The 22,589-nt window shown below is 68.3% G+C and carries 11 protein-coding genes; 8 read left to right on the top strand and 3 right to left on the bottom strand.

The genetic code is table 11. The features are described from left to right. Window positions 1–2: 2 nt before the first annotated feature. The 4 genes from Q0907_RS07310 (at window position 3) to Q0907_RS07325 (ending at window position 10,017) form a co-directional block, all read left to right on the top strand. Window positions 3–6,539 carry a non-ribosomal peptide synthetase gene (locus tag Q0907_RS07310; protein ID WP_299342915.1) on the top strand — a complete coding sequence of 2,179 codons (6,537 nt, stop codon included), beginning with the start codon at window positions 3–5 and terminating at the stop codon, window positions 6,537–6,539. Window positions 6,540–6,678: 139 nt separating this feature from the next. Beyond that, a complete protein-coding gene (locus tag Q0907_RS07315; RefSeq protein WP_299342917.1) occupies window positions 6,679–7,467 on the top strand; it encodes a hypothetical protein in 789 nt (262 codons plus the stop codon). After that, a complete protein-coding gene (locus tag Q0907_RS07320) occupies window positions 7,460–8,239 on the top strand; it encodes an alpha/beta fold hydrolase (protein ID WP_299342919.1) in 780 nt (259 codons plus the stop codon). The genes Q0907_RS07315 and Q0907_RS07320 overlap by 8 nt, the downstream gene beginning before the upstream one ends. Beyond that, a complete protein-coding gene (locus Q0907_RS07325; RefSeq protein WP_299342921.1) occupies window positions 8,236–10,017 on the top strand; it encodes a hypothetical protein in 1,782 nt (593 codons plus the stop codon). The genes Q0907_RS07320 and Q0907_RS07325 overlap by 4 nt, the downstream gene beginning before the upstream one ends. Before the next feature lie 82 nt (window positions 10,018–10,099). Here the strand turns inward: Q0907_RS07325 and Q0907_RS07330 are convergent, their stop codons facing one another. Beyond that, complete coding sequence (locus tag Q0907_RS07330; protein ID WP_299342922.1) at window positions 10,100–11,809, bottom strand: hypothetical protein; 1,710 nt, start codon at window positions 11,807–11,809, stop codon at window positions 10,100–10,102. Window positions 11,810–12,222: 413 nt separating this feature from the next. On the opposite strand from Q0907_RS07330, the gene Q0907_RS07335 reads away from it, so the two are divergent. The 4 genes from Q0907_RS07335 to Q0907_RS07350 all read left to right on the top strand — a co-directional run bounded on the left by Q0907_RS07335 (window position 12,223) and on the right by Q0907_RS07350 (window position 19,312). After that, window positions 12,223–16,119, top strand: a complete 3,897-nt coding sequence (locus Q0907_RS07335; RefSeq protein ID WP_299342924.1) for an amino acid adenylation domain-containing protein — start codon at window positions 12,223–12,225, stop codon at window positions 16,117–16,119. A gap of 92 nt (window positions 16,120–16,211) precedes the next feature. Next, window positions 16,212–17,702 carry an oligosaccharide flippase family protein gene (locus Q0907_RS07340; protein ID WP_299342926.1) on the top strand — a complete coding sequence of 497 codons (1,491 nt, stop codon included), beginning with the start codon at window positions 16,212–16,214 and terminating at the stop codon, window positions 17,700–17,702. Between the two features lie 75 nt (window positions 17,703–17,777). Next, a complete protein-coding gene (locus Q0907_RS07345) occupies window positions 17,778–18,542 on the top strand; it encodes a class I SAM-dependent methyltransferase (RefSeq protein ID WP_299342928.1) in 765 nt (254 codons plus the stop codon). Between the two features lie 23 nt (window positions 18,543–18,565). Next, window positions 18,566–19,312, top strand: coding sequence for a YdcF family protein (locus Q0907_RS07350; protein ID WP_299342930.1), 747 nt, complete (start codon window positions 18,566–18,568; stop codon window positions 19,310–19,312). A gap of 55 nt (window positions 19,313–19,367) precedes the next feature. Here the strand turns inward: Q0907_RS07350 and Q0907_RS07355 are convergent, their stop codons facing one another. After that, on the bottom strand, window positions 19,368–20,705 hold the full coding sequence (locus Q0907_RS07355; protein WP_299342931.1) for an O-antigen ligase family protein: 1,338 nt from the start codon (window positions 20,703–20,705) through the stop codon (window positions 19,368–19,370). Between the two features lie 3 nt (window positions 20,706–20,708). Next, window positions 20,709–22,589, bottom strand: a complete 1,881-nt coding sequence (gene asnB / locus Q0907_RS07360) for an asparagine synthase (glutamine-hydrolyzing) (RefSeq protein ID WP_299342933.1) — start codon at window positions 22,587–22,589, stop codon at window positions 20,709–20,711.

The following is a 22,589-nucleotide window of genomic DNA, read 5'->3' on the forward strand; positions in this document are numbered from 1 at the left end:
GGGTGGAACGCCAGGACGCGACCATCGCTGTCGACTACGACCCGTTCGCCGGTGGCGCGCTGGCGCGCGTGGTGCCGACCACGGAGCCGCAGCGCGAGCTGTGGCTGGCGTCGCAGCTCGGTGAAGACGCGTCCCTCGCCTACAACGAATCGGTATCGCTGCGGTTGCGCGGTGCCCTGGACGCTGCGCGCCTGCAGCGTGCGCTGCAGGCCGTCGTTGCGCGTCACGACGCGCTGCGTGCCAGCTTCGGTCCGGACGGCGAGACCTTCTGCGTGCTGGAGCCCGCGCCGCTGCCGCTGCCGTTGACGGATCTTTCTCCGCTGCCTGCGGCCGAGCGCGAACAGCAGCTCGCAGAGCGTCGCCGCACGGGCGTCGAAACCACGTTCGCCCTGGCGCAGGGCCGCCTGTTCCGCGCCGAACTGGTGCGATTGTCCGCGCAGGACCACGTGCTGCTGATGCATGCGCACCACCTGGTCTGCGATGGTTGGTCGTGGTGGGTGATCGTGCGCGAACTGGGAGCCGCTTACGGGCAGGGCGAAGGTGCGCTGCCGGAGGCCGAGCACTACGCCGACTATGCGCTGGCGGAAGCGCGGCATCCGATGGGGCCGCAATACCGCGACGACGAGGCCTACTGGCTGTCGCAGTTCGCAGGCCTGTCGCCCGTGCTGGACCTGCCCACCGACCGGCCGCGCCCCGCGCGCCGCAGCTTCGCGTCGCTGCGCGAGGACCACGTGCTCGACGCCGACCTGGTGGCCGCCGTGCGCCGGCTCGGTGCACGGCGCGGTGCCAGCCTGTTCGCGACCCTGCTGGGCGGTTTCGCCGCGCTGCTGTCGCGCATCGCGGGGCAGGAGCAGGTGGTGGTGGGTATTCCGGCGGCGGGACAGTCGGTGGATGGCCATGACCATCTCGTCGGGCACTGCGTCAACCTGCTGCCCTTGAAGTTCGACCTGCAGTCCAGCGACAGCTTCACCCAGGTCGTCGATGCCGCGCAGACCACGCTGCTGGATGCCATCGAGCACCAGCGCTACACCTTCGGCACGCTGCTGAAGAAGCTGCGCATCGCGCGCGATCCCGCGCGCCTGCCGCTGGTCAGCGTGATGTTCAACATCGACCAGGCGCTGGACCAGGAGAAGAGCGGCTTCCCGGGCCTGGCGCTGGACTTCACCACCAATCCCCGCCACTACGAGAACTTCGAACTGTCGATCAACGCCGTGCAGGTCGACGGCACCTTGCGGCTGGAAACGCAGTACAACACCGACCTGTTCCAGGCGGCCACGGTGCGCCGATGGTTGTCGGCCTTCGAGACGCTGCTGCGCGCGGCGTGCGAGGCACCGGGCGAACGGATCGCACGCTTGCCCCTGGTCGACGCGGCCATGCTGGCGGAACTGGTGGCCTTGCAGCCGACGCCCGTGGCGTTCGATCGCCAGTGCCGCATGCACGAATTCTTCGAACGGCAGTGCGACCGCGCGCCGGATCGCAACGCGGTGCGCGCGGACGATGGCGCGCTGACGTACCGCCAGGTGGAAGTGCGCGCCAACCGCATTGCGCACCTGCTCCGCCGGCATGGCGTGCAGAAGGGCGCACTGGTCGGCCTGGCGCTGGACCGTGGCGCCGACATGCTGGCGGCCCTGCTGGGCATCCTCAAGGCCGGCGCCGGCTACGTGCCGCTGGACCCGCAGTTTCCCGCCGACCGGCTCGCGTACATGGCCGGCGATGCAGGCCTGGCGGCGCTGGTCACCCAGTCGCACCACGCGGCCCGCTTCGATCTTCGCGGGCGTCCGGTGCTGGCGCTCGACTCACTGGCGACGGAACTCGCCACATTGCCGGCCGCGCGACTGGGACGCGATGGCGGCGCGGCGGATCCGGAAGGGCCGGCCTACGTCATCTACACCTCGGGCTCTACCGGCCGCCCGAAGGGCGTGCAGGTACCGCACCGCGCGGTGTCCAATTTCATCACCGCCATGCAGGTCCAGCCCGGTCTGTCGGCCGAGGATCGCCTGGTCGCGGTGACCACGCTGTCCTTCGACATCGCCGTCCTCGAGCTGATGCTGCCGCTGAGCGTGGGTGCCGAGATCATCCTGGCCGGCAAGGACACGGTGATCGACGGCCTTGCACTGTCCGCGCTGCTGGCCGCGACCGACGCCACCGCCATGCAGGCCACGCCGGCCAGCTGGCGCCTGCTGCTCGAAGCGGGGTGGGAAGGGCGTGCGGGCTTCAAGGCGATGTGCGGCGGCGAACCGCTGCCGCCGGACCTGGCGCAGGCACTGCTGCCGCGCTGCGGCGAGCTGTGGAATCTCTACGGCCCCACCGAGACGACGGTGTGGTCGACGGCCACGCGCGTGATGGCGCCGGCGCAGCCGGGCATGCCCGACATCCATATCGGCCGTCCCATCGCCAACACGCAGGTCTGGATCCTCGACGACAACGGCCAGCCCTGTCCGCGGGGCGTGCCGGGCGAGATCTGCATCGGTGGCGAAGGCGTGACGCTGGGCTATCTCGGCCGGCCCGAGCTGACGGCGGACCGTTTCCTGCCGGATGCGTTCGCCACCACGGCCGCCGGCTTCGGTACCGGCATCGCATCGCCGACGTTGTACCGCACCGGCGACCGCGGCCGCTGGCGTCCGGACGGTGAGCTCGAACACCTGGGACGTCTCGACTTCCAGGTGAAGGTGCGGGGGTACCGCATCGAGCTGGGCGAAATCGAAAGCCAGTTGCTGACGCATCCGGCACTCGCGCGCGCGGTCGTGATGGCGCGCGAGGACCGGCCCGGCGATGTGCGGCTGGTGGCGTATGTCGTTCCCGCATCCTCGCCGGGCGTCGATGACGCCGCGCTGGTGCACCACCTGAAGCAGCACCTGCCCGACTACATGGTGCCGCAGCACATCCTGCGACTGCCGGCGATCCCGCTGTTGCCCAACGGGAAGGTGGATCGCAAGGCGCTGCCTGCGCCCGAGGCGTCGACCGTGGATGCGGCCGCCGCGACGCGCTCGTCGCCGGCGACCGCACCGGCCGATGCGCTGCAGGCGCAGGTGGTGAAAGCGATGGAGGACGTCCTCGGGCGTCCGGGCCTGGGCATGGACGATGGCTTCTTCGAAGCGGGAGGCCATTCGTTGCTGGCCGCGCAACTGTGCACGCGCCTGGGTCGCGCGCTGGGGCTGCCCGTGCCGCTGCGACAGCTGTTCGACACGCCGACGGCGCGCGGTCTGTCCGAGGCGCTCCGCGCACGCCTGGGCGGGCTGCCGCAGGACGCCGCGTCCGCCGCGCTGATCGTGCCGAAGCTCGCCGACCCGCGCACCGCGCCGATGACGCTGATGCAACAGCGCCTGTGGGTGCTGGAGCAGATCGAGCCGGGAACGGTCACCTACAACACGCCGTCGGCGCACCGGTTGCATGGCCCGATGGACCTGCAGGCGCTGGACCGCGCATTCCGCGAAATGGTGCGGCGCCAGGCCTCGCTGCGGACGCGCCTGGTGTCGCAGGGCGAGACGGCCGTGCAGGTCATCGACGATGCGCTCGATGTCCCGCTGTTGCCCGCCATCGACCTGACCCACCTGCCGGAACCGGAGCGCATGGCCACGCTGATGGCCGACCTGGAGGCCCGCACCGCGCAGCCCTTCGTGCTGGACCAGGGCCCGTTGTTCCGCGTGGCGCTGTACACGCTGGCCGAAGACGACCACGTGCTCTACTTCATGACCCACCACGTGATCTGGGACGGGTGGTCGTTCGATATTTTCTACACGGAGATGTCGGCGCTGTACGCGGCCTTCGCCCAGGGCCAGGCCTCGCCGCTGCCGGAGCTGGAGACGAGCTACGGTGACTTCGCTGCCTGGCATCGCCAGCAACTGGAAGGCGACGCGCTGCAGCGGCAGGTGACCTACTGGACCACGCACCTCGCGGGCAGCGGCGAACCGCTGCACCTGCCGGAAGACAAGCCGCGGCCGGCGCGCGCCAGCGGCATCGGTGGTACCGACTGGGTGCACGTGGACAGCGCCACCACGGATGCCCTGCGGCAGGTAGGCGGGCGCGTCGGCGCGACCTTGTTCATGACCCTGCTGGCCGCGTACTACGTGCTGCTGCACCGCCTGAGCGGACAGGACGACCTGGTCGTCGGCATGCCGTTCCGCAACCGTCCCAGCGATGCGCTGGAAAAGGTGATGGGCTTCTTCGTCAACGTGCTGCCGTTGCGCAGGCGGCTGGATCCGGCGATGCCGTTCCTGGCGTTGGTGGAAGAGGTCAAGGCCGGCCTGGTGGAAGCGCTCGACCATCCCGACGTCCCGTTCGAACACCTGATGCAGGCACTGAAGGTCGCGCGCGATCCCAGCCGCTCGCCGATCTACCAGGCGCTGTTCTCGTTCCAGGATGTGCGTGCGCGCAACCTGCAGTGGGGCGAACTGCGCCATGAACACCTGCTGATGTTCCAGAAGGGCATGGCGCACGACCTGGGCATCTGGTTCCTCGAGCATCCGACCGGCCTGTCGGGGGCACTGGGCTACAACGCGGACATCCTGACGCCGGAAGGCGCGCGCGCGATCGGCTACCGCTTCGGCACCCTGCTGGACGCGATCGCCCGCCAGCCCGAGTCGACCATCGGGTCGCTGCCGATCGTCGGCGCCGACGATGCCACCCGGCTGGGGCAGTGGAACTCGACGGCCGTGACCGTGCCTGCCGAACGCACGGCACATGCGCTGCTGCACGCGCAGGCCCGGCTGGCGCCCGACGCGGTCGCCGTGTCCTGCGACGGCAGCGAGATGGCCTATCGCGCCCTGCACGAACGCAGTGCCCGCATCGGCGACGAGCTCGTGCGGCGCGGCGTACAGGCCGGCGACCGGGTCGGCATCTGCCTCGACCGCCACGCGGATCTGGTGGCGGCGATGCTGGCGGTATGGCGGACCGGCGCTGCCTATGTGCCGCTCGATCCGGCCTACCCGCCGGACCGACTGCGCTTCATGGTCGACGACGCAGGCCTTCGCCTGGTGGTGAGCGAAGGCGATCTCGCGGCGCCGCTGGACCTGCCCATGGAGCGTCTGCTGCGGCTGGACGCCGATGCGCACGCGATCGCCGCCGCTCCGCGCGTGCCGGCCGTCCACGACGCCACCCTCGGCGGACAGGACGCGACGGCGTACGTCATCTACACCTCGGGTTCCACCGGCAAGCCGAAGGGCGTCTGCGTGCCGCACGGTGCGGTGGTGAACTTCCTCGCCAGCATGGCGCGCGAACCCGGCCTGTCCGCGAACGACAGGCTGGTCGCGGTGACGACGACCTCGTTCGACATCGCCGTACTCGAGCTGTTCCTGCCCTTGGCGGTGGGGGGCCATGTGGTCGTCGCCAGCCGCGAGCAGGCCATCGATGGCGATGCGTTGGCCCGACTGCTGCGCACCGCGAAGGCGACGGTGATGCAGGCCACGCCCTCGACCTGGCGCATGTTGCGCGATGTGGGCTGGAAGGCGGACGGGCCGTTCAAGGCATTGTGCGGCGGCGAGCCGCTGCCGCCGGACCTGGCAGTGGACCTGCTGGGGTGCGGCTCGGACTTGTGGAACATGTATGGCCCGACCGAGACCACCGTCTGGTCGACCTGCACACGCATCCTGCCTGGCGCAGACGGGCGCAGCCCCGACATCCACATCGGGCGTCCCATCGCCAACACCACGGTGTGGGTCCTCGATGCGCGCGGTGCGCTGTGTCCGCCGGGCGTGTCGGGCGAGATCCACATCGGTGGCGCCGGCGTCACCCAAGGTTACCTGGACCGCCCCGAACTCACCGCCGACCGCTTCATCCCCGATCATCTGGTCTCGGGCGGCACCGCCTCGGGCGCGCGCCTCTACCGCACCGGCGACCGCGGGCGCTGGCGCACCGACGGCGTGCTCGAGCACCAGGGCCGGCTGGACTTCCAGGTGAAGGTGCGTGGCCATCGCATCGAACTGGGCGAGATCGAACACGTGCTGGCACGGCAGGCTGGCGTGCAGCGTGCCGTGGCGATCGTGCGCGAGGACACGCCGGGCGATGTGCGCCTGGTGGCGTATGTGGTGATGGACACCGACGGCGAGGCCGACGAGCAGCGTCTGCTGGCCGCATTGCGCGATGCGCTGCCGCGCTACATGGTGCCGCAGCACATCGTCAGGCTCCCGGCGGTGCCGCTGCTGCCGAACGGAAAGCTGGATCGAAGCCGCTTGCCAGTACCTTCCGCATCGGCCCCGAACCACGGCACCACAGGGCCCGCGTGCTTCGACGACCCGCGCCAGGCGTACCTGGCGCAGGTCTGGAGCGACATGCTGGGCGTGCCGGTCGAGGCGGGCGACAATTTCTTCGAGGTAGGCGGGCACTCGATGCTCGCCGTGCAGATGGCCAACCGGGTCGCGCGCGACACCGGCGTGCGCCTGCGGATCCTGGAGCTGGCCACGCAGACCCTTGCGCAGGCGGCGGAACAGCTGCCATCGTCGGCAGGCGATCGTATCGACGGCGCGGCCGAAGCGCCGCCTGTGGGTATGTTCCGCCGGATGGCGAACTGGTGGCGGCGTGGGAGTCGGTCCCGTGTTCGCTAGCGTGGCGGCGGGGACGCGGCGTGGCGATGGCCGCCCGGCCGGCGCCGATACTGGGGAGGAACGTGGTGTTGAACGGATCAGCGCGGACGGAAGTGTCCGCAGGCTGCATGCGCCGAACGGGGCGCTGCGCATGCCGGCGATGAGCGACACCACGATGACGCCGGGATTCTTCGGCGTGGACGACCGGCGACTGTTCTGCATCCGCCACCTGCCGCGACAGGCGCGCGCGGACGCCGTCGTGCTGATGTGCCCGCCGCTGCTGCATGAACACATGCGCAGCTACCGTTTCTTCTCGCAACTGGCCGGAATGATCGCGGACCGCGGCATGGCGTGCCTGCGCTTCGACTATTTCGGTACCGGCGATTCGGAAGGCGAGGAGTCCGCGTTCGATCCCGAAGGTGCGTCGCGCGACCTGGCACTGGCCGCCGCCGCCGCGCGCAGCATCGCGCCCGGCGTGCCGCTGTACCTCATGGCCGTGCGCGCGTCGGCCCTGTTCGCATGGCGGGAAGCGGCGTCGCTCGGCGCGTCGGCGCTCTGGCTCTGGCAACCCGTCGTCGACGGCGCGCGCCATGTCGAGACCTTGCGCAGGCGCGATGCGAGCGAACGCAACTCGCGGTCGCGCTACCCGCGTGCACGCTCGGCCGCACCCGCGACGCCCGACGATCTGATGGGCTATCGCCTGCCTTCAGGTTTTCCCGCGCAGATGCAGGCGCTGCGTCTCGACGGCGATCCGGGCGTGCCGGTGGCGCTGTTCGACACGCCGGCGGGCGAAGGCCCGGTCCGCGCGGATGCGCGCTTCGTGCTGCCCGACGCCTTGCAGCGATGGACCAGCGAAATCGATCTCGATGGCCTCATTCCCCTGGGCGGGCTGCAGGAAGTCCTCGACCAGGCCACGCAGTGGCGACCGGAGCGGCACGCGCATGGATGATGTGATTCCGCTGGATGGCGGCAAGGCGTTCGGCCTGCTGACCCGTGCGCAGGGGACGCGCCGTGGACGCACGTTCGTCCTGTTCAACGCCGGCCTGATCCACCGGATGGGTCCGTTCCGTCTGCACGTCCGGCTGGCGCGCACGCTGGCGGCCGAAGGGTACGACGTGCTGCGCTTCGACCTGCCGATGGTGGGCGATGCCCCCGCGGGCTCGCATCCCGGCAAGACGGAGGTCGTGCGGGAGGCGATGGATGCCGCGCAGGCCGCCACCGGCAATGATCGCTTCATCGTCGGTGGCATCTGCAGTGCGGCCGACCTCGGCTGGCGCACGGCGGTGAAGGATCCGCGCGTGGACGGCCTGTGGCTGCTCGATGGCCTGGCCGTGCAGAACGCGTGGTTCCGGGTGGGCCAGATGGGACTGGTGCTGTCGCGCGCGCCGACGCACTGGTTCGGCATGCTGGCGCGCTTCTTCCGGTCCCGTCCGGAGGATGCGCCGGGCCTGCTCGATTACCGCGACTGGCCTGCGCACCCGCAATTCCTGGACGAACTGGATCAACTGCTCGAGCGCGGCGTCCGCATCTTCGCGCTCTATACCGGCGGTGTTTCGTATTACCTGCTCCATCCCCGGCAACTCGATGCCACGTTCGGCCGTCATCGCCACCACCCGCACCTGCGCGTTGCGTTCAGGCCGGAGATCGACCACCTGATCCTGTCGCCGTCGCACCGCGACGACGTGCTCGCGCAGGTGCGCGACTGGGCGGTGGCGGCATGACGGCGCGCTTGCGTACCTCGCTGTACGCCCGCCGCCGCGCGCGGCCCCTGCGCGTCGTGTTCGTCGGGCCCGCACGCGTGCCGCGCTGGCTGACCTGCGCGTTCGAACTGTCGCGCGACCGTGACGACATGGAGTTGCTCGCCGTGTACGCGGAAGCGCACGCGGAGCCGTCGCCGCGCCGGCTGCCGCTCGGCCTGTTCCCGTTCCTCTGGCTGGAGCGCACGCTGCTCCGACTGTTCCTGCGCCTGCGCGGACGTCCGATGGAAGGCCCGCTGACCACGGGGACGCTGCCCGCGGACCTGCATGGCCCTGCGACGGGAGACACCTCCGTCCTGCGCGATTCCGCCGCGATCCGCGACCGCCTGTCCGCGCTGGCCCCGGACCTGGTCATCTGCATGGCGCCGGTCGCATGGGGCCGTGCCTTCGCCAGCGTGGCCACGCACGGCTGCTGGCTGCTCGACGGCGACCTGCGTGATCCGGTGCGTGCGGGTGCGGCCCTGCTGTCGCCGATCCTGGAAGGGCACGATGCCACGCCGATCACGCTGGAGCTGTGCCGGGACGGAGCCGCCGCGCCCGAGGTGCTGGCCGGCAGCTGGGGCGCGACACGCGCCGTGTCCTTCAGCCAGCATCGCGACATGGCGTTCCTGAAGCTGCCCGCGCTGCTGCTGCGCGCGATCCGCGACCTGCCCGACACGGGCGGCACCGCGTCGATGGCGCGTCTGCAGGTGGGGCCGGCGCCGATCCGCTGGAACATGGGCATGTGCGTGCATGCCGCGTGGATCGCGCTGCGCCTGCTCCTGCAGTCCGGCGCACGGCGCCGCGCCACGCACCAACCCTGGTACGTGCTGATGCCGGATGCCGCAGACCCGGTACTGCCGGAGGCACCGCGCATCGGCGCCTCGCGTGCGCTGGTGGCGCCGGGCAAGGACTACTGGGCGGATCCTTTCCTGGTCGACGACGACGGACGTTGCCTGCTGTTCGTCGAGGAGTTCGTCGATGCGCGCAACCAGGGCGTGATCGCATGCCTGCAGATCCTGGACGACGGTACGGCGATCAATCTAGGCACCGTGCTGGACGAGCCCTTCCACCTTTCCTATCCGCAGGTGTTCCGCTGGGAAGGTGCGTGGTACATGACGGTGGAATCCTACGAGGCCGATTGCGTCAGCCTGTACCGCACGACCGACTTTCCGCGCGGCTGGACCCGCGTGTGCGATCTGCTCGAAGGCTGCGCCTGCGTGGACCCGACGCTGCACCACCATGACGGGCACTGGTACCTGTTCGGCAACGTATCCGAGAGTGGCGGCAATCCGTCCGACGAACTGTTCCTGTTCGTCGCCGACGCGCTCGAGGGACCCTACCGCCCGCATCCGGCCAACCCGCTCGTCGCGGACGTGCGCAGCGCGCGTCCGGCAGGCCGGTTGTTCCACCACGGCGGGCGCCTTTGGCGTCCCGCCCAGTGCTGTGCACCGGTGTATGGCGCGGCGGTGGTGTTCAACGAAGTCATCGAACTCGATCCCGAACGCTACCGCGAGCGCAGGAGTTCGCAACTGGACCCGACCTGGGCACCGGACCACGATGGGTGCCATACCTTCAATGCCGCCGGGCGATGGCAGGTGCTGGACGCCCACGGCGTGCCACCCGATGCAGCGCGACGGATGCCGGTGACCCACGATCCCGCGGCACGCTCGCCACGCATGGCGTCTCGGGTTTCGCACGTGATGCAGCAGTCGCGGCTGGGACTGCTGTGGGGCGCGTCGCTCTGGCCGTGGTACCTGTGACGTCGCGCAGAAAGCAGAAAGGCCGGGGAACCCAGGGTTCCGCCGGCCTCGTGATCGTGTCCCGCGGGGGCGCGGCGACGGCTTACTTCTGCCCGTCCAGCTCCCACTGCTGGTCCGCCCAGTAGACCAGCGGCAGCGACAGCAGCGCACTGGTCAGCCGTGGGCTGCTGCGCCGCAGTGCCGACATCGCGCGGCGCGCATTGGCCTTGGCGCTCCGTGCGGCGCGGGAGGCGACACTGGTCGTGGCACCGGTGCCGACATCACCCGACGCCGGAACGGTCGAGGTGCTGCCACCGGTCACCGCCGGGGCGGTACCTGCGGACACCGGCTGGCTGCCCGCCGTCGTCGCCGTATTGGTCAGCGGGGGCAGGGTGCCGCCGGTGACGCGTCCGCTGGTCGGCGGCGGCGCCGTGGTGCCGCCGGGCAGCGCGGACTGCGGGATGTGGATGATGTACGTATCGATGTTGTTGGCGTCGTTGACGGCCCAGTTGCTGTTGAACGCGATCCGGGTGAAGTCGCGGCTCACCGAGGCATGCGGTTCCGACCAGTAGCCGCCGGCGGATTCCGCCCGGCGTGTGTAGCCCAAGGCGTACATGCGCGGGTTCGCCTTCAGTTCCATCGCGTAGATCTTGTTGGTGTACCACGGCCACGAACCGTCGCGCGAAGCGTTGGACGCGTATGTACTCCAGATCACCCAGCCCGGCTTGTTGAAACCCTTACCCGAGAAATGCATCGCGGTGGCGGCGCCGTTGACGTAGCTGGGGAACAGGACGGTGCGCGGGCAGATCGGCGCAGTGGTGACGCTCGCCGCTACGGCTGGGCAAGCGTCGACATCGGTGTAGAACACGTCGCCGGTATTGCTCTGGTAGTCCACGGAGACATAGTAGTCTTGGCCATTCGGCCCCAGCGCCATGTCCGAGTGTTCGCTCTTGTGGTGCAGCTTCTTCTTCTGGGTGAAATCCGGCGACCACGCCCAGGTACCCGTGGTGTCGGACGAGGTGACGTACCAGCGGCCGGACGCGGACATGCTGGAGTGATCGGGGCGGTTGCTGTCCTGGCGGCTGCCGACCAGACGGTTCTGCTGGAGATCCCACACGATGTAGCCCAGCAGGCCGAAGTTGCTGTTCTCCACCTGGAAGCCCCAGTACCGGCCATCCGCCGACGGCGAGCCTTCCGACTTGGTCCAGATGTGGGCGGCGGTCGACGCCCACGACGGCAGCTTGCCGTTGAAGTCCGCCGCCACCGTGTGCGTGTTGGTGCGCACGTCGAGCGACAGCAGCGTGGTGCCGCCGTTGGTGGGCAGGTAGTACAGGATATTGGGATTGGTGGGGTGCCACTGCGGCTCGGCATCGCCGGCCATGTGGTACGCCGAGGACACGTTGGCGTTGGCCACCTTGGGCGACAGCGCGCGGACGTGCGCCAGGGTGTTGGCGTTGTAGAGGTGCCACCAGCCATCGTTCGAGTAGACGATGAAATAGGTGTTGTCGGCGTTGAACGCCTGCCGGCGCGAGTAGTCGTTGCGGGCGAAGGTGCTCGGCGGCTCGACGGCATGGTCCGTGGCACGGACCAGGCAGGTGTTGAAGTTCGGCTCCTTCAGCACGGCGCCCTTGGCGGGCTTGCCCAGCGCCGGCATGGCCGGATTGACCTTGCCCTCGGCGAGGGAGAAGCCGGAGGTGTAGAACGAGTTGCAGACACCCAGCGACTGGGCGTGGGCGGCCGAAGCGGCCAGGCCCAGCGGGACCAGCACGAGGCCCAGCAGGCTACGGGGGGACAAAATGCGGGATGCAGTCATCTAGAACGGCTCCTGTCGGCCGTTGTGTATCGAAAAACGGGGACCCCCTGTCCGATGGCCAGTCTATACGACGTTATGCGTGGCGCTGCCGATTGGTTCACGGATCGGAGAATCGCTTCTGGCCGGATTCAAACCTGATTCACGTTTTTGCGCTTTATGGGCGCTGGCATACAGCCCGCCCACAGCATCGTGAAGGACGCCTTCACGAACGACATGGCCGCAGCCAGCGTGTCGTCTGGGGAGCGAGTAGACGCCATGGCGCGGCGTCCCCGTCAACACTGCAAGACGCCAAACCGGGTCGCACGTCTCACATTTGCCTATACTCGAAGGCAAAGGGAGGAATGTGCATCAGGAGGCCATTCTTGCGGAAAGATGCACCAGGGGCAGGGCATGCGGGGGACCTCCGGTTTCCGTTGACGGATGCGCAGGCGGAGAAGTGGCTGGGGAGCCGCTACAGCGACGAGGCCACCCTGGCGTTCGGGGAAGCCTTCGAGTTGGTGATGGAGGGGCCGCTGGATCGCACGCGCTTCGAGAATGCGCTGCGCGAGGTGGTGTCGCGGCACCAGGCGCTGGCGGTCGCGTTTTCGCGCGATGGTACCGAGCAGATCCACCAGCCGCAGTGCGCGGTGGTGCTGCAGGTCGAAGACCTGTCCGCCGTGGCCGACGCGGAAGCCGCCTACGCCGCCGCGTGCCGCCGGTGGCGCGCGACACCGTTCGATCCTGCGGTCGCGCCCCTGGTGAGGGGCATCCTGTACGCGTTCGCGCCAGACCACCATCGGTTGTTCATGGCCGCGCATCACCTGGTGATGGATGGGTGGTCCATGCGGGTGGTGCTGAAGGACCTGATGGACCACTACAACGCGACGACGCCCGAGGCGCGTGCACGCATTCCGGCTGCGGATCGCTGGAGCGACTTCGTGCGGGAAGAACGCGCGCGTCGCGACGGGCCCGAAGGCGCGCACAGCCTGGCGTACTGGCGCGCGCGGTTCGCCACGCTGCCGGAACCCTTGCGGCTGCCCACCGATCGGCCCAGGCCTGCGCGGATCCGTTTCGATGCCGCCAGCTTCACCGTGGAGCTGCCCGTGGCGCGGTGGCAGCAGATCCGGGAACGCGCACGCGATACCGGTACCACGCGGTTCGCGATGCTGCTGTCGGCGTACTTCGCATTGCTGCATCGGTTGAGCGGACAGACCGACCTGGTCTGCGGCATTCCTTTCGCCGGTGCGGCACGCGGCGGTGGCGCGCGCGTCGTGGGCGATACCGACAACACCCTGCCGCTGCGGGTTGAGGTGGACCCGGCCGCCCCGCTCGAAGCGCTGGCGCGGCAGGTGCAGGCCCGCCTGGCGGAGGCGGCGGATCACCAGGACACTTCGCTCGGACGCATCGTGGATGCGCTGCAACTGCCGCGGCACGCGGGGCGCATGCTGCTGCTGGAATCCATCTTCACCCTGGCCCCGTCGCTCGACAAGCTGCGCATGGACGACGTGCGCTGCGCGTTGAACGTGCTTCCGCGTTCGGCCGCTGCCTGGGAGCTGGGTTTTTACTGGCGCCAGACGCCCGGGGCCCTGGTGCTGGAGGTGCAATACCAGACCGCGTTGTACGACGCGGCGACGCTGCGCGACTGGGTGGGCCTGTACCTGCGCCTGCTGGAGGAACTTGCGTCAGGGAACGAGGCGGCTATCCAGTCCATCGACCTGACGTCCTCGCAGCCATTGGCGAACTTCGCGCTCGTCAATGACATCGCACCGCCGGGTGGGGATGCCCCGTCCCTGGTGGCGATGCTGGAACAGGCCTTCGCCGCGCATCCGGCGCGTAAGGCCGCCGCATGCGGGCCCCATTCGATCGACTACGCGACGCTCGATAAGCGCACGCGCGCCGCAGCGGGCGGACTTGCCGCGCGTGGCATCGGGCGTGGCGATCTGGTCGGCATCGCGCTGCCGCGATCGCTGGACATGCTGGTGGCGGTCGTGGCGGTGCTGCGCGCCGGGGCGGCCTACGTGCCACTGGACCTGGCCTTTCCTCCCCAGCGCCTGCGGCACATGGCCGACCATGCCGGCCTGCGCACGCTTCTGGTCGGCGAGGGCGCCGCGCTGCCCGACGGACTGGCAGAAGGTCGGGCGTTGCTCACGTTGGCGGACGTGCAGTCGACCGGTGAGGACGGAGCGCTGCCCCGGGTCGCGGAAGACGATGCGGCCTACGTGCTGTACACGTCCGGCTCGACCGGTGAACCGAAAGGGGTGCGGATCCTGCATCGCAACCTGGTCAACTTCCTGGCCACGATGCGCGAACAGCCGGGCTGTACCCGTGACGACGTGGTGTGCTCGGCGACCACGCTCTCGTTCGACATCGCCGCGCTCGAGCTGTACCTGCCGCTGGTCTGCGGCGCGCAGGTGGTGATCGCCGACGATGCGGAACATCGCGACCCCGAAGCCCTGTGCCGCTTGATCGAGCGGCACGGATGCACGCTGTTCCAGACCACGCCGTCGCTGATGGCGCTGCTGCAGGAGGTGGGACGCACCGAGGTGCTCGCGCCCCTGCGCCTGCTGGTCGGCGGCGAAGCGTTGCCGCTTCCGCTGGCGCGAACGCTGCACGGGCAATGCCGCGAACTCTGGAACATGTATGGGCCGACGGAAACGACCGTATGGTCGAGCCTTCATCGCATCGACGGAAGCGAGGACACCGTGCCGTTGGGACAACCGGTCGCCCGCACGCGCTTCTATCTTCTGGATGGACAGCGGCGACCGGCGCTGCCGCACGCGCTGGGAGAGATATGGATCGGCGGCGCAGGGGTTGCCGATGGATATCTGCATCGGCCCGACCTGAGCAGCGAGCGGTTCGTCCGCGATCCGTTCGCCGATGACGGCTCGCGCATGTACCGCACCGGCGACTTGGGCCGCCTGCATGCGGGGCGGCTCCACTTCCACGGGCGCGCGGACGAGCAGATCAAGCTGCGCGGGTACCGCATCGAACCGGGCGACATCGAAGCGGCGGCGGCGGGCGACGACGGCGTCACCGAGTGCGTGGCGGTCGTGCGTACCCTAGACGGCGGCGACCAGGTGCTTGTGCTGTATGCGTCGACGGCGGCCGAACCGGCCGGGGTGGAGCAACGCCTCCGCCAGCGCTTGACGGCGGCCTTGCCGGCCTACATGCGTCCGCACTACATCGAAGTGCTGGAACGCCTGCCGAAGACGCCCAACGGCAAGATCGACCGGCGCGCGCTGCCGCCGCCCACGCTGGATGCCTCCACGCCGCTGCGTCGCCGCGTCGCGCCCCGCACGCCGCTCGAGCGCGAACTCTGCGAACAGTGGGCGCGATTGCTGCAGCGGACCGAGGTCGGAGTGGATGACGATTTCTTCGAGTCCGGCGGCTACTCGCTGCTGGCCGTGCGCATGTTCAACGAACTCCACCAGCGGCATGGCGTGGACCTGCCGCTGGCCACGCTGATCGCGCATCCCACCGTGGCCACGCTTGCGCAGGCCATCGAGGCGACGGTGGCGGTGGCCGGCGAGGGCGAAGGTGTCGCGGTCGCGGACGGACGGTGCCTGGTGACCCTGCGTGCCGGCGGGCACGGCATACCGTTGTTCCTCGTGCATGCCGTCGGCGGCAATGTGCTCAATTACATGCCGCTGCTCGATGCGTTGCCATCGTGGCAGCCGGTTTTCGGCGTGCAGGCGGTGGGTCTCGACGGGATGTCGGCCGCTTCGACACGCGTGGAGACCATGGCCGACGCCTATGCCACCGCGATCCAGGCTGCGCGCCCGCAGGGCCCGCTGATGCTGGCGGGCGGGTCGATGGGGGGTGTACTCGCGCTGGAAACGGCGCGCCTGCTGCGTGCGTCTGGGCGCGAGGTGGTGCTGCTGGCGATGTTCGATACGTTCGGGCCCGGTCTGATGCATCGCCGGTGGTGGCGGCGCGTGCCGCTTTGGCGCGAAGCGCTGGCGCACACGCCATGGACCGAACTCCTCCGTCGCCTGCGCGTGCGGCTGTGGGACTCGCCGCGTGCGGGCTGGCGCCACCGGCGTTCGCCGGGACTTCCCTTGCCGCAGCAGGTACGCCTGCAACAGGTCGAGCGCGCCCATCACCAGGCGCTCGCCTCGTATCGGCCGCACCCCTATCCGGGCGAAGTGGCCCTGTTCCGGACCCCCCTGCGCGGGCACGAGGACGATGACGCGCTGGGCTGGCGCGGGTGGGTGGAAGGCCGGATCGAGGTGTACACGCTACCCGGCCGTCACCACGACTTCATCGACCAGCCGGAGCTCGCGCAGCGCTTCGCCGCCTGCGTCGCGGGGGTACAGGCAGCCCGGCCATGACCGACCGGCGCGCCTTTGTGCGTTGTACCCGTGATGCCTGACGCCGTTTCTTCCCAGCCCCTGCCCGCCGTCTTTCGCGGCAAGCCCGCGCCATGAGCCGCGAAGACGGCACGACGGCGCCGCGAAAGCGCAGCGTGGGCGCGCACTACCTGCGCTACTCCTCTGCCAGCCTGCTGGTCATGGTCGCCGGCCTGGTGTCGTTCCCGCTGCTGACGCGGCTTTTGGACAACACGCAGTACGGCATCCTCGGCTACTACGAGACGTGGCTGATGATCGGCGTCGCCGTGGCGAAGCTGGGCGCGCAGCACGCCATCCTGCGCTTCTATCCCTACCAGGACGAAGCCCGCGCACTGCCGGGGTTCGCCACCAACATGTTCCTGCTGCCGTTGCTGGTGTCGTGCGGCATCTGGGCGGTGGGCATCACGGTGTTCGCGTGCGTGGACTGGTTTGGCGGCGTCTCGTTCTCGCCGGTGCTGTGGATGGCGGTGATGATGGTGCCGCTGCAGGTGTTCGTCAGTCTGGTGCAGATGATGCTCAGAGCCGGCGAGCATTCCGGCCTGTTGACCGTGACGCGTGTGGCATGGCGCTGGATGGAACTGGTCCTGATGGTGGGCGCAGTCGTCGCGCTCGAGCGCACTGCCGTGGCCGCCTATGGAGGCAGATTCCTGGCCGCGGCGGTCGTCGTGGTGTTTTACATCCATTGGGTGCGGCGCAACCTCCGTTTCTCGCGGCAATGGGATTGGTCGCAGATGCGCTTGACCCTGCGCTACGGGATGCCGCTCGTCGTGAACGAGATCGCCACCGTCCTGCTCATCTCCATCGGTCGCCTGATGCTGAAGGGCATGACAGGCGAGTTTTCGGCGGTCGGCATCTTCACCATCGGGTACTCGCTGGCGCTTCAGGTCAGTCTGCTCATGAGCGCTGCGCTGTCGGAGTCCTTCATCCCCGTCGCGAACCGGAGCTGGGAGACCAGCGGTGCCGTGGCCGTCCGCGCCCTGAAGTCCAAGGTGCTGTTGCCGATGACCTACGCCTCTATCGGGATCGCCGTCGCGATTGCCTGCGTCGGGAGCGATGCCGTACAGGCCATCAGTGGTGCGGACAAGGCGCCTTCCGGTGCCGTCTTCGCGTGGATAGGAGCGCTCTATGCGCTGTATCCCCTGCTCGAGATCGGAGGCTATGGGCTGCTGCTGCACAAGCGCTCGGTGACGGTGCTCTGGCTGACGGTGTTCGCCACCGGACTCAATGTCCTGCTCAACCTGTGGCTTATCCCCGGACACGGTTACATGGGTGCGACATGGGCGACGGTGGCAAGTTTCTCCGCGCTGGGAGTGGCACTCTATGCGTTCTGCCCACGCGACCTGCGCCACCGGCCCGACGCGCGATCGCTGCTGCTCGCGCTAACCGCCGGCGCCACGTTCGTCGTGGTTGTGCAAGTCTCCGGCCTGTTCGGGCTCGAAACGCCCTGGCCGCGTCTTCTCGTGGCAGGTGGGCTGTGGATGCTGCTCTACGTGCTTCCAGTGCTGGCGCTGGACAGCCGTGTGCGGACGATGATTCCCGGCGTGCGGCGACTCGGGGGCGGCTGATCCGGGGCTTGACCGGTTGGATCGCCTTCCAACGTTGGAGGAGGAGTTGGGGCGTATTTCGGACGGAACAACACCATGAGTTCAACGCAGGATGACCTCGCTTCCCGAGCCAGGAGCGAGGCTGAGTTCCACGACGCGCGCATCAATATCACTGATGAGCGCAGGCTGAGTTACGCCTATGAATCAGTGCGCGATGTGTACACCTTCGCTGGCGTACCGCAGGAGTGCCTGGACAAACGGGTGCTTGAGGTGGGCTGCTTCCGCGGCGACCAAGCCCTTGCATTGCGTGGTTTCGAAGGCAAGTACACGGGTATCGACATCAGCCCGGCGGCAGTGAACTACTGCAACCAGCTCGGTTTGCCGGCCCGCTTCGATTTCGTGGTGGACGATGCCAACGTGCTGGAAAGCGTAGGCGATGGATCGGTCGACTACGCCTTCGGCAATGGCGTCCTGCACCATCTCGATCTTCCGCGTTTTGCGCCCGTTCTCGCCGGAAAGTTGTCGGCGAACGGTTATGCGCGCTTCGTTGAGCCGGCACAGGGCAACTTCGTGCTGAGAATGTTCCGGAAGCTGACGCCGAAACTGCGGACGCCTGATGAATTTCCTTTCGACGCGGCGACTATCGCGTTGCTGGAAAAGCATTTTGATGTCCGCGTTTCCTATCAAGCCTTCCTGCGTCCCTATCTACCGATGTTGCTGTTCAACAGCGCGCCGGCCACGCGCGTCGCACGCTGGCTGGATGATCGCCTGTTGAAACTGCGGTGGCTGCAGGGGCAGGCGTGGCTCCTGCAGATCGAGCTCCGGAAACGTGCCGTGGCCGGCGGACAGTCCGCCGCTTGAGGTAATCGGGTATCTTGGGGAACATGCTTTCGCCCCTCCTGTGGCTGCTCGCTGCCGCATCCCTCGTGATCCTCTCCCTGACATGGCGCGCGGCTAGGGGCCGCCTCGCGATGGCGGCGCTCATCGTGACGGCAACATCGTTCCTGGCCATGACCCCGCTGTTCGCCAACCTGCTGGTAGCGCGGCTGGAGAACTTCGGTCCGCCTCCTGCAGCGTGCTCGTCCGACCCCCCATCGGTCGCCGTCGTCCTGTCGGGGGGCGTGGATCGCAAGCCCCGCGGACTGTTCGACCTGTCGGCAATCGGCATCGCCAGTCGGCGAAGGGCCGACAGTGCGGTTGCCTGGTGGGGATCCGCGCCAGGTCGGCGTCTGGTGTTTGCGGGTGGAAGAGGCTGGCCCGAAAGCCTGCCCGAGGGAGATCTACTGGCGAACTACGCCAAGCGCCTTGGAGTGCCGGCCGACCTGATATCGGTGGAGCGCGAGTCTGCCGATACGTGGGAGAACGCTATCAACGTCGCGGCGATGGAGGATGTGCCGAAGCGCGTAGTGTTGGTGACGTCGGCCATGCACATGCCGAGGGCGCGTTACTCGATGGAACAGGCGGGATTCGAAGTGTGCAGTCTGGGCGCGGACTGGAACTATGTTCCGTTCCGTGCGCCGAACCACCTTGTCCCGAGCAGTGGTGGCGTCGTGAAGACTGAGCGCGCACTGCACGAAGTGGTAGGCCTGTTGTACTACCGGCTATGGCGGGGGCGTGCCCCCCATCAATGACCGCGGTTGCTTCGGTCCGACCCCTGATTTGTACGGGCTATGATCCGCCCGCAGGTCACTTGGAGCGATATTTGCCGGGCGATAAGCGCGCCGCCAGCGGGAACCGCTGGCCGATGCTGGACGCCGCGGACGCCGGCATGGCGTCGGCGAATGCCGCAGTGGTCGTTGCAGGCGCGGACTTGAGCGCGAAATAGTGTTCCATGAGGCCGCACAGCGCCCAGAAGTTGGCCATGACAGCACCCTCGAAAAAAGGGCTTCCGTACACGTTCCCGAGTGCCGTGGACACTGTCAGCAGGATGAAACCGAGCGACAGTGCTTTGCCTTCGGCGTCGCTGGCAGGTACGGATCGGGTGAAGCGTATGCCCATCCAGAGCACACGCCCCAGCAGGAACAGTAGCGCCAACAGGCCCAGAGGGCCGCACTCCGCCAGCATCAAGAAGTAGATGCTGTGGGCATCGTAGCCCGCATAGCGCGGAACGTAGTTGCCGATGTACTGCTTGAAACGGTTCAGGCCGACGCCGAGCGGGTGTTCGCTCCACATCTCCATCGCACCGCCCCAGATCTCGAAACGGCTCGCGGTGCTGACGTCGAGTTTTTCCTCGCCGACCGCATCCTGCTGTTCGGTCTCGGCCACGCGCTGCGTGACGCTTTCCGGCAGGAAGCTGATCGCGGGGATCATCAAAACGCTGATGGCGATGGCGAGCACCACATTGCGGCGGACCAACAGCAGAGCGAAGGCGACCAGTGCGATAAGGTAGGACTGGCGAGAGTAGGTTGCCATGATGGCCACGACCATGATCCCGCAGCCGCCTATGGCCGCGAGACGCCAGAAGTTCTGCTTGCGGAAGAACAACGCCATCGCGATGAACATCGGCAGGAACATGGCGTAGAAGACACCCGCGCGGTTGGCCGTCGAGTAGTCAACGCCGAATGGACCCGAGGCGCGACGGGACTCGTTGTAGTTGCCGAAGCCGTAATCCAATCCCTCGCGTATCGCTTCCAAGCCCGCGAGGGCGGCCACGATCATCACGAAGATGATCAATTGCCGCGTGCCTTTCAGATCCTGTCCGCAACGGCGGTAGACGAAGTAGAGCAGCGGATAGAACAGGAGGTTCTTGAGATAGGTGAAATCCTCCATGAAGTCGCGCTGCAGGGTCGCCTGCGCGACCAGGAAGGAAAGGGTCAGCGCGAAGAACAGCGTCAGCAGGGGAGGCGTCAGGTAGCCAACCTGTTTGAGCGGGGCATAGCGCCGTCCTGCCATGAGCAGCGCAGCCAACACCACGATGAAGATGATGTTTGCGAGATTCAGTCCGGGAATGCCGGTATCCACCGAAAAATGGAGCATGTTCGGCATGAACAGCAGGGGCACCGCGAGCAGCAGCCGCATCCACATGGGTCAGGCTCCTGACGCGACGTCGCCGTCGAGGAAGCGCTGCGCCCACAGTTCCAGGCAGAGCGCCTGCCACAGCGCCTCACTGCGATCGATGTCGCGCTCCACGTGGTCGTGCAGCAGCGCCTGCGCGGCGGACGCCTGCAGCAGGCCGCGTTCGCGGAAGGCACGGCTGCCGAAGGTGTCGGCGGCCAGCGTGCGCAGTGGCCCGCGGAACCAGTCCGCCAGCGGAATCGCGAAGCCTTGCTTGGGCTTGCTGATGGCGCGCGGCGGCAACCATTTGTTGGCCACCTCGCGCAGCAGGTGCTTGCCGCGGCCGTCGCGGACGCGGTAGCCCACCGGCAGCGACAGCGCGAACTGCACCAGGTCCGGCTGCAGGAACGGCGAGCGCCCTTCCAGTGACGCGGCCATCGCCATGCGGTCGAGTTTCACGAGGATGTCATCGGGCAGATAGCTCTGCAGGTCGATGGCGACCGCGCGGTCCAGCGGTTCGTCACCCGCACCGAGATCGCTGCCGGGCTGTGCGAGTGCCGGCAGGTGGAAGTGGTTGCTGCAGCCCGCCTGCGGGCGCAGGCGCTGCGCGATGTCCGAGCGCATGACGGCGACGCCGCTCAGGTAACGCTCGTCGAACCGCAGCCGCAGGCGCTCGCCGACGCGGGCCAGCCGTTCGCCGTACGGATTGGGCGCCACGGCACCGGCCAGCGACAATCCTGCCGCGACCGGGCCCCGCATCGCGCCCAGGCGCTCGAGCTTCATCAGCTTGAGATAGCGGTCGTAGCCGCCGAACATCTCGTCGCCGCCGTCACCGGTCAGCACCATCTTCACGTGCTGCCGCGCGAGTTGCGAGACGAGGAAGGTCGGTACGGCGGAGGAGTCGGCGAACGGTTCGTCGAAGTGCCAGACCAGCGTCTTCAGCAGGTCGACCGCATCGGGCTCCACCACCAGTTCATGGTGTTCGGTGCCCAGATGCGCCGCGACGCGGCGCGCGTCGTCGAGTTCGTTGTAGGCCGCTTCCTTGAAGCCGATGGTGAACGTCTTCACCGGCTGTCCCAGGTGGCGCGCCATCAGCGCGACAACCGTGCTGGAATCGAGCCCGCCACTGAGGAAGGCACCGAAGGGCACATCCGATACCAGTCGACTCGCGACCGCACGGTCCAGCAACGCCTCCAACTGCTCCGCCGCTTCCGGCTCGCTCAGCGAGGTCTTGGGCGAGAGCGAGGGCTGCCAATAGCGATGCAGACTGATCTGGCCGTCGCGGTAGCGCAGGAAGTGCGCAGGCGGCAGCTTGTGGACGCCCGCGAACACGCTGTAAGGCGACGGCACGTAGCCGTAGGTGAGGTAGGCGCGGAGCGCATCGTCGTTGAGGTCGCGCGGGCAGTCGGGAGATTGCAGCAGCGACTTCAACTCGGAACCGAACAGCACGCGGCGCTCGTCGTGCGCGTAGTAGAGCGGTTTCTCGCCCAGGCGGTCGCGGGCCAGCACCAGTTCCTGCGTGCGGCGGTCCCAGATGGCGACCCCGAACATGCCGTCCAGCTGCGCGAAGATGCCGACGCCGTCGCGCAGGTATCCCTGCAGGATCACCTCGGTGTCGCTCTGGCTGGCGAAGGCGTGGCCATCGCGCTCCAGGCCCGCGCGCAGTTCGCGGTAGTTGTAGATCTCGCCGTTGAAGACGATCGTGACCTGGTGGTCGGCCCCGTACATCGGCTGGTGACCACCGCCGACGTCGATGATCGACAGCCGCCGCATGCCCAGTAGTGCGCGCTCGTCGTGGTGCAGGCCCTCGTCGTCGGGACCGCGATGGTGGATGACGGCGTTCATGCGCCGGCCCAGCGCGGGGTCGGGCGCCGGCTGGCCGGGAGCGACCACGAGTCCTGCAATGCCGCACAT

Source organism: uncultured Pseudoxanthomonas sp. (assembly GCF_947498795.1).
Classification (GTDB): Bacteria; Pseudomonadota; Gammaproteobacteria; order Xanthomonadales; family Xanthomonadaceae; genus Pseudoxanthomonas_A.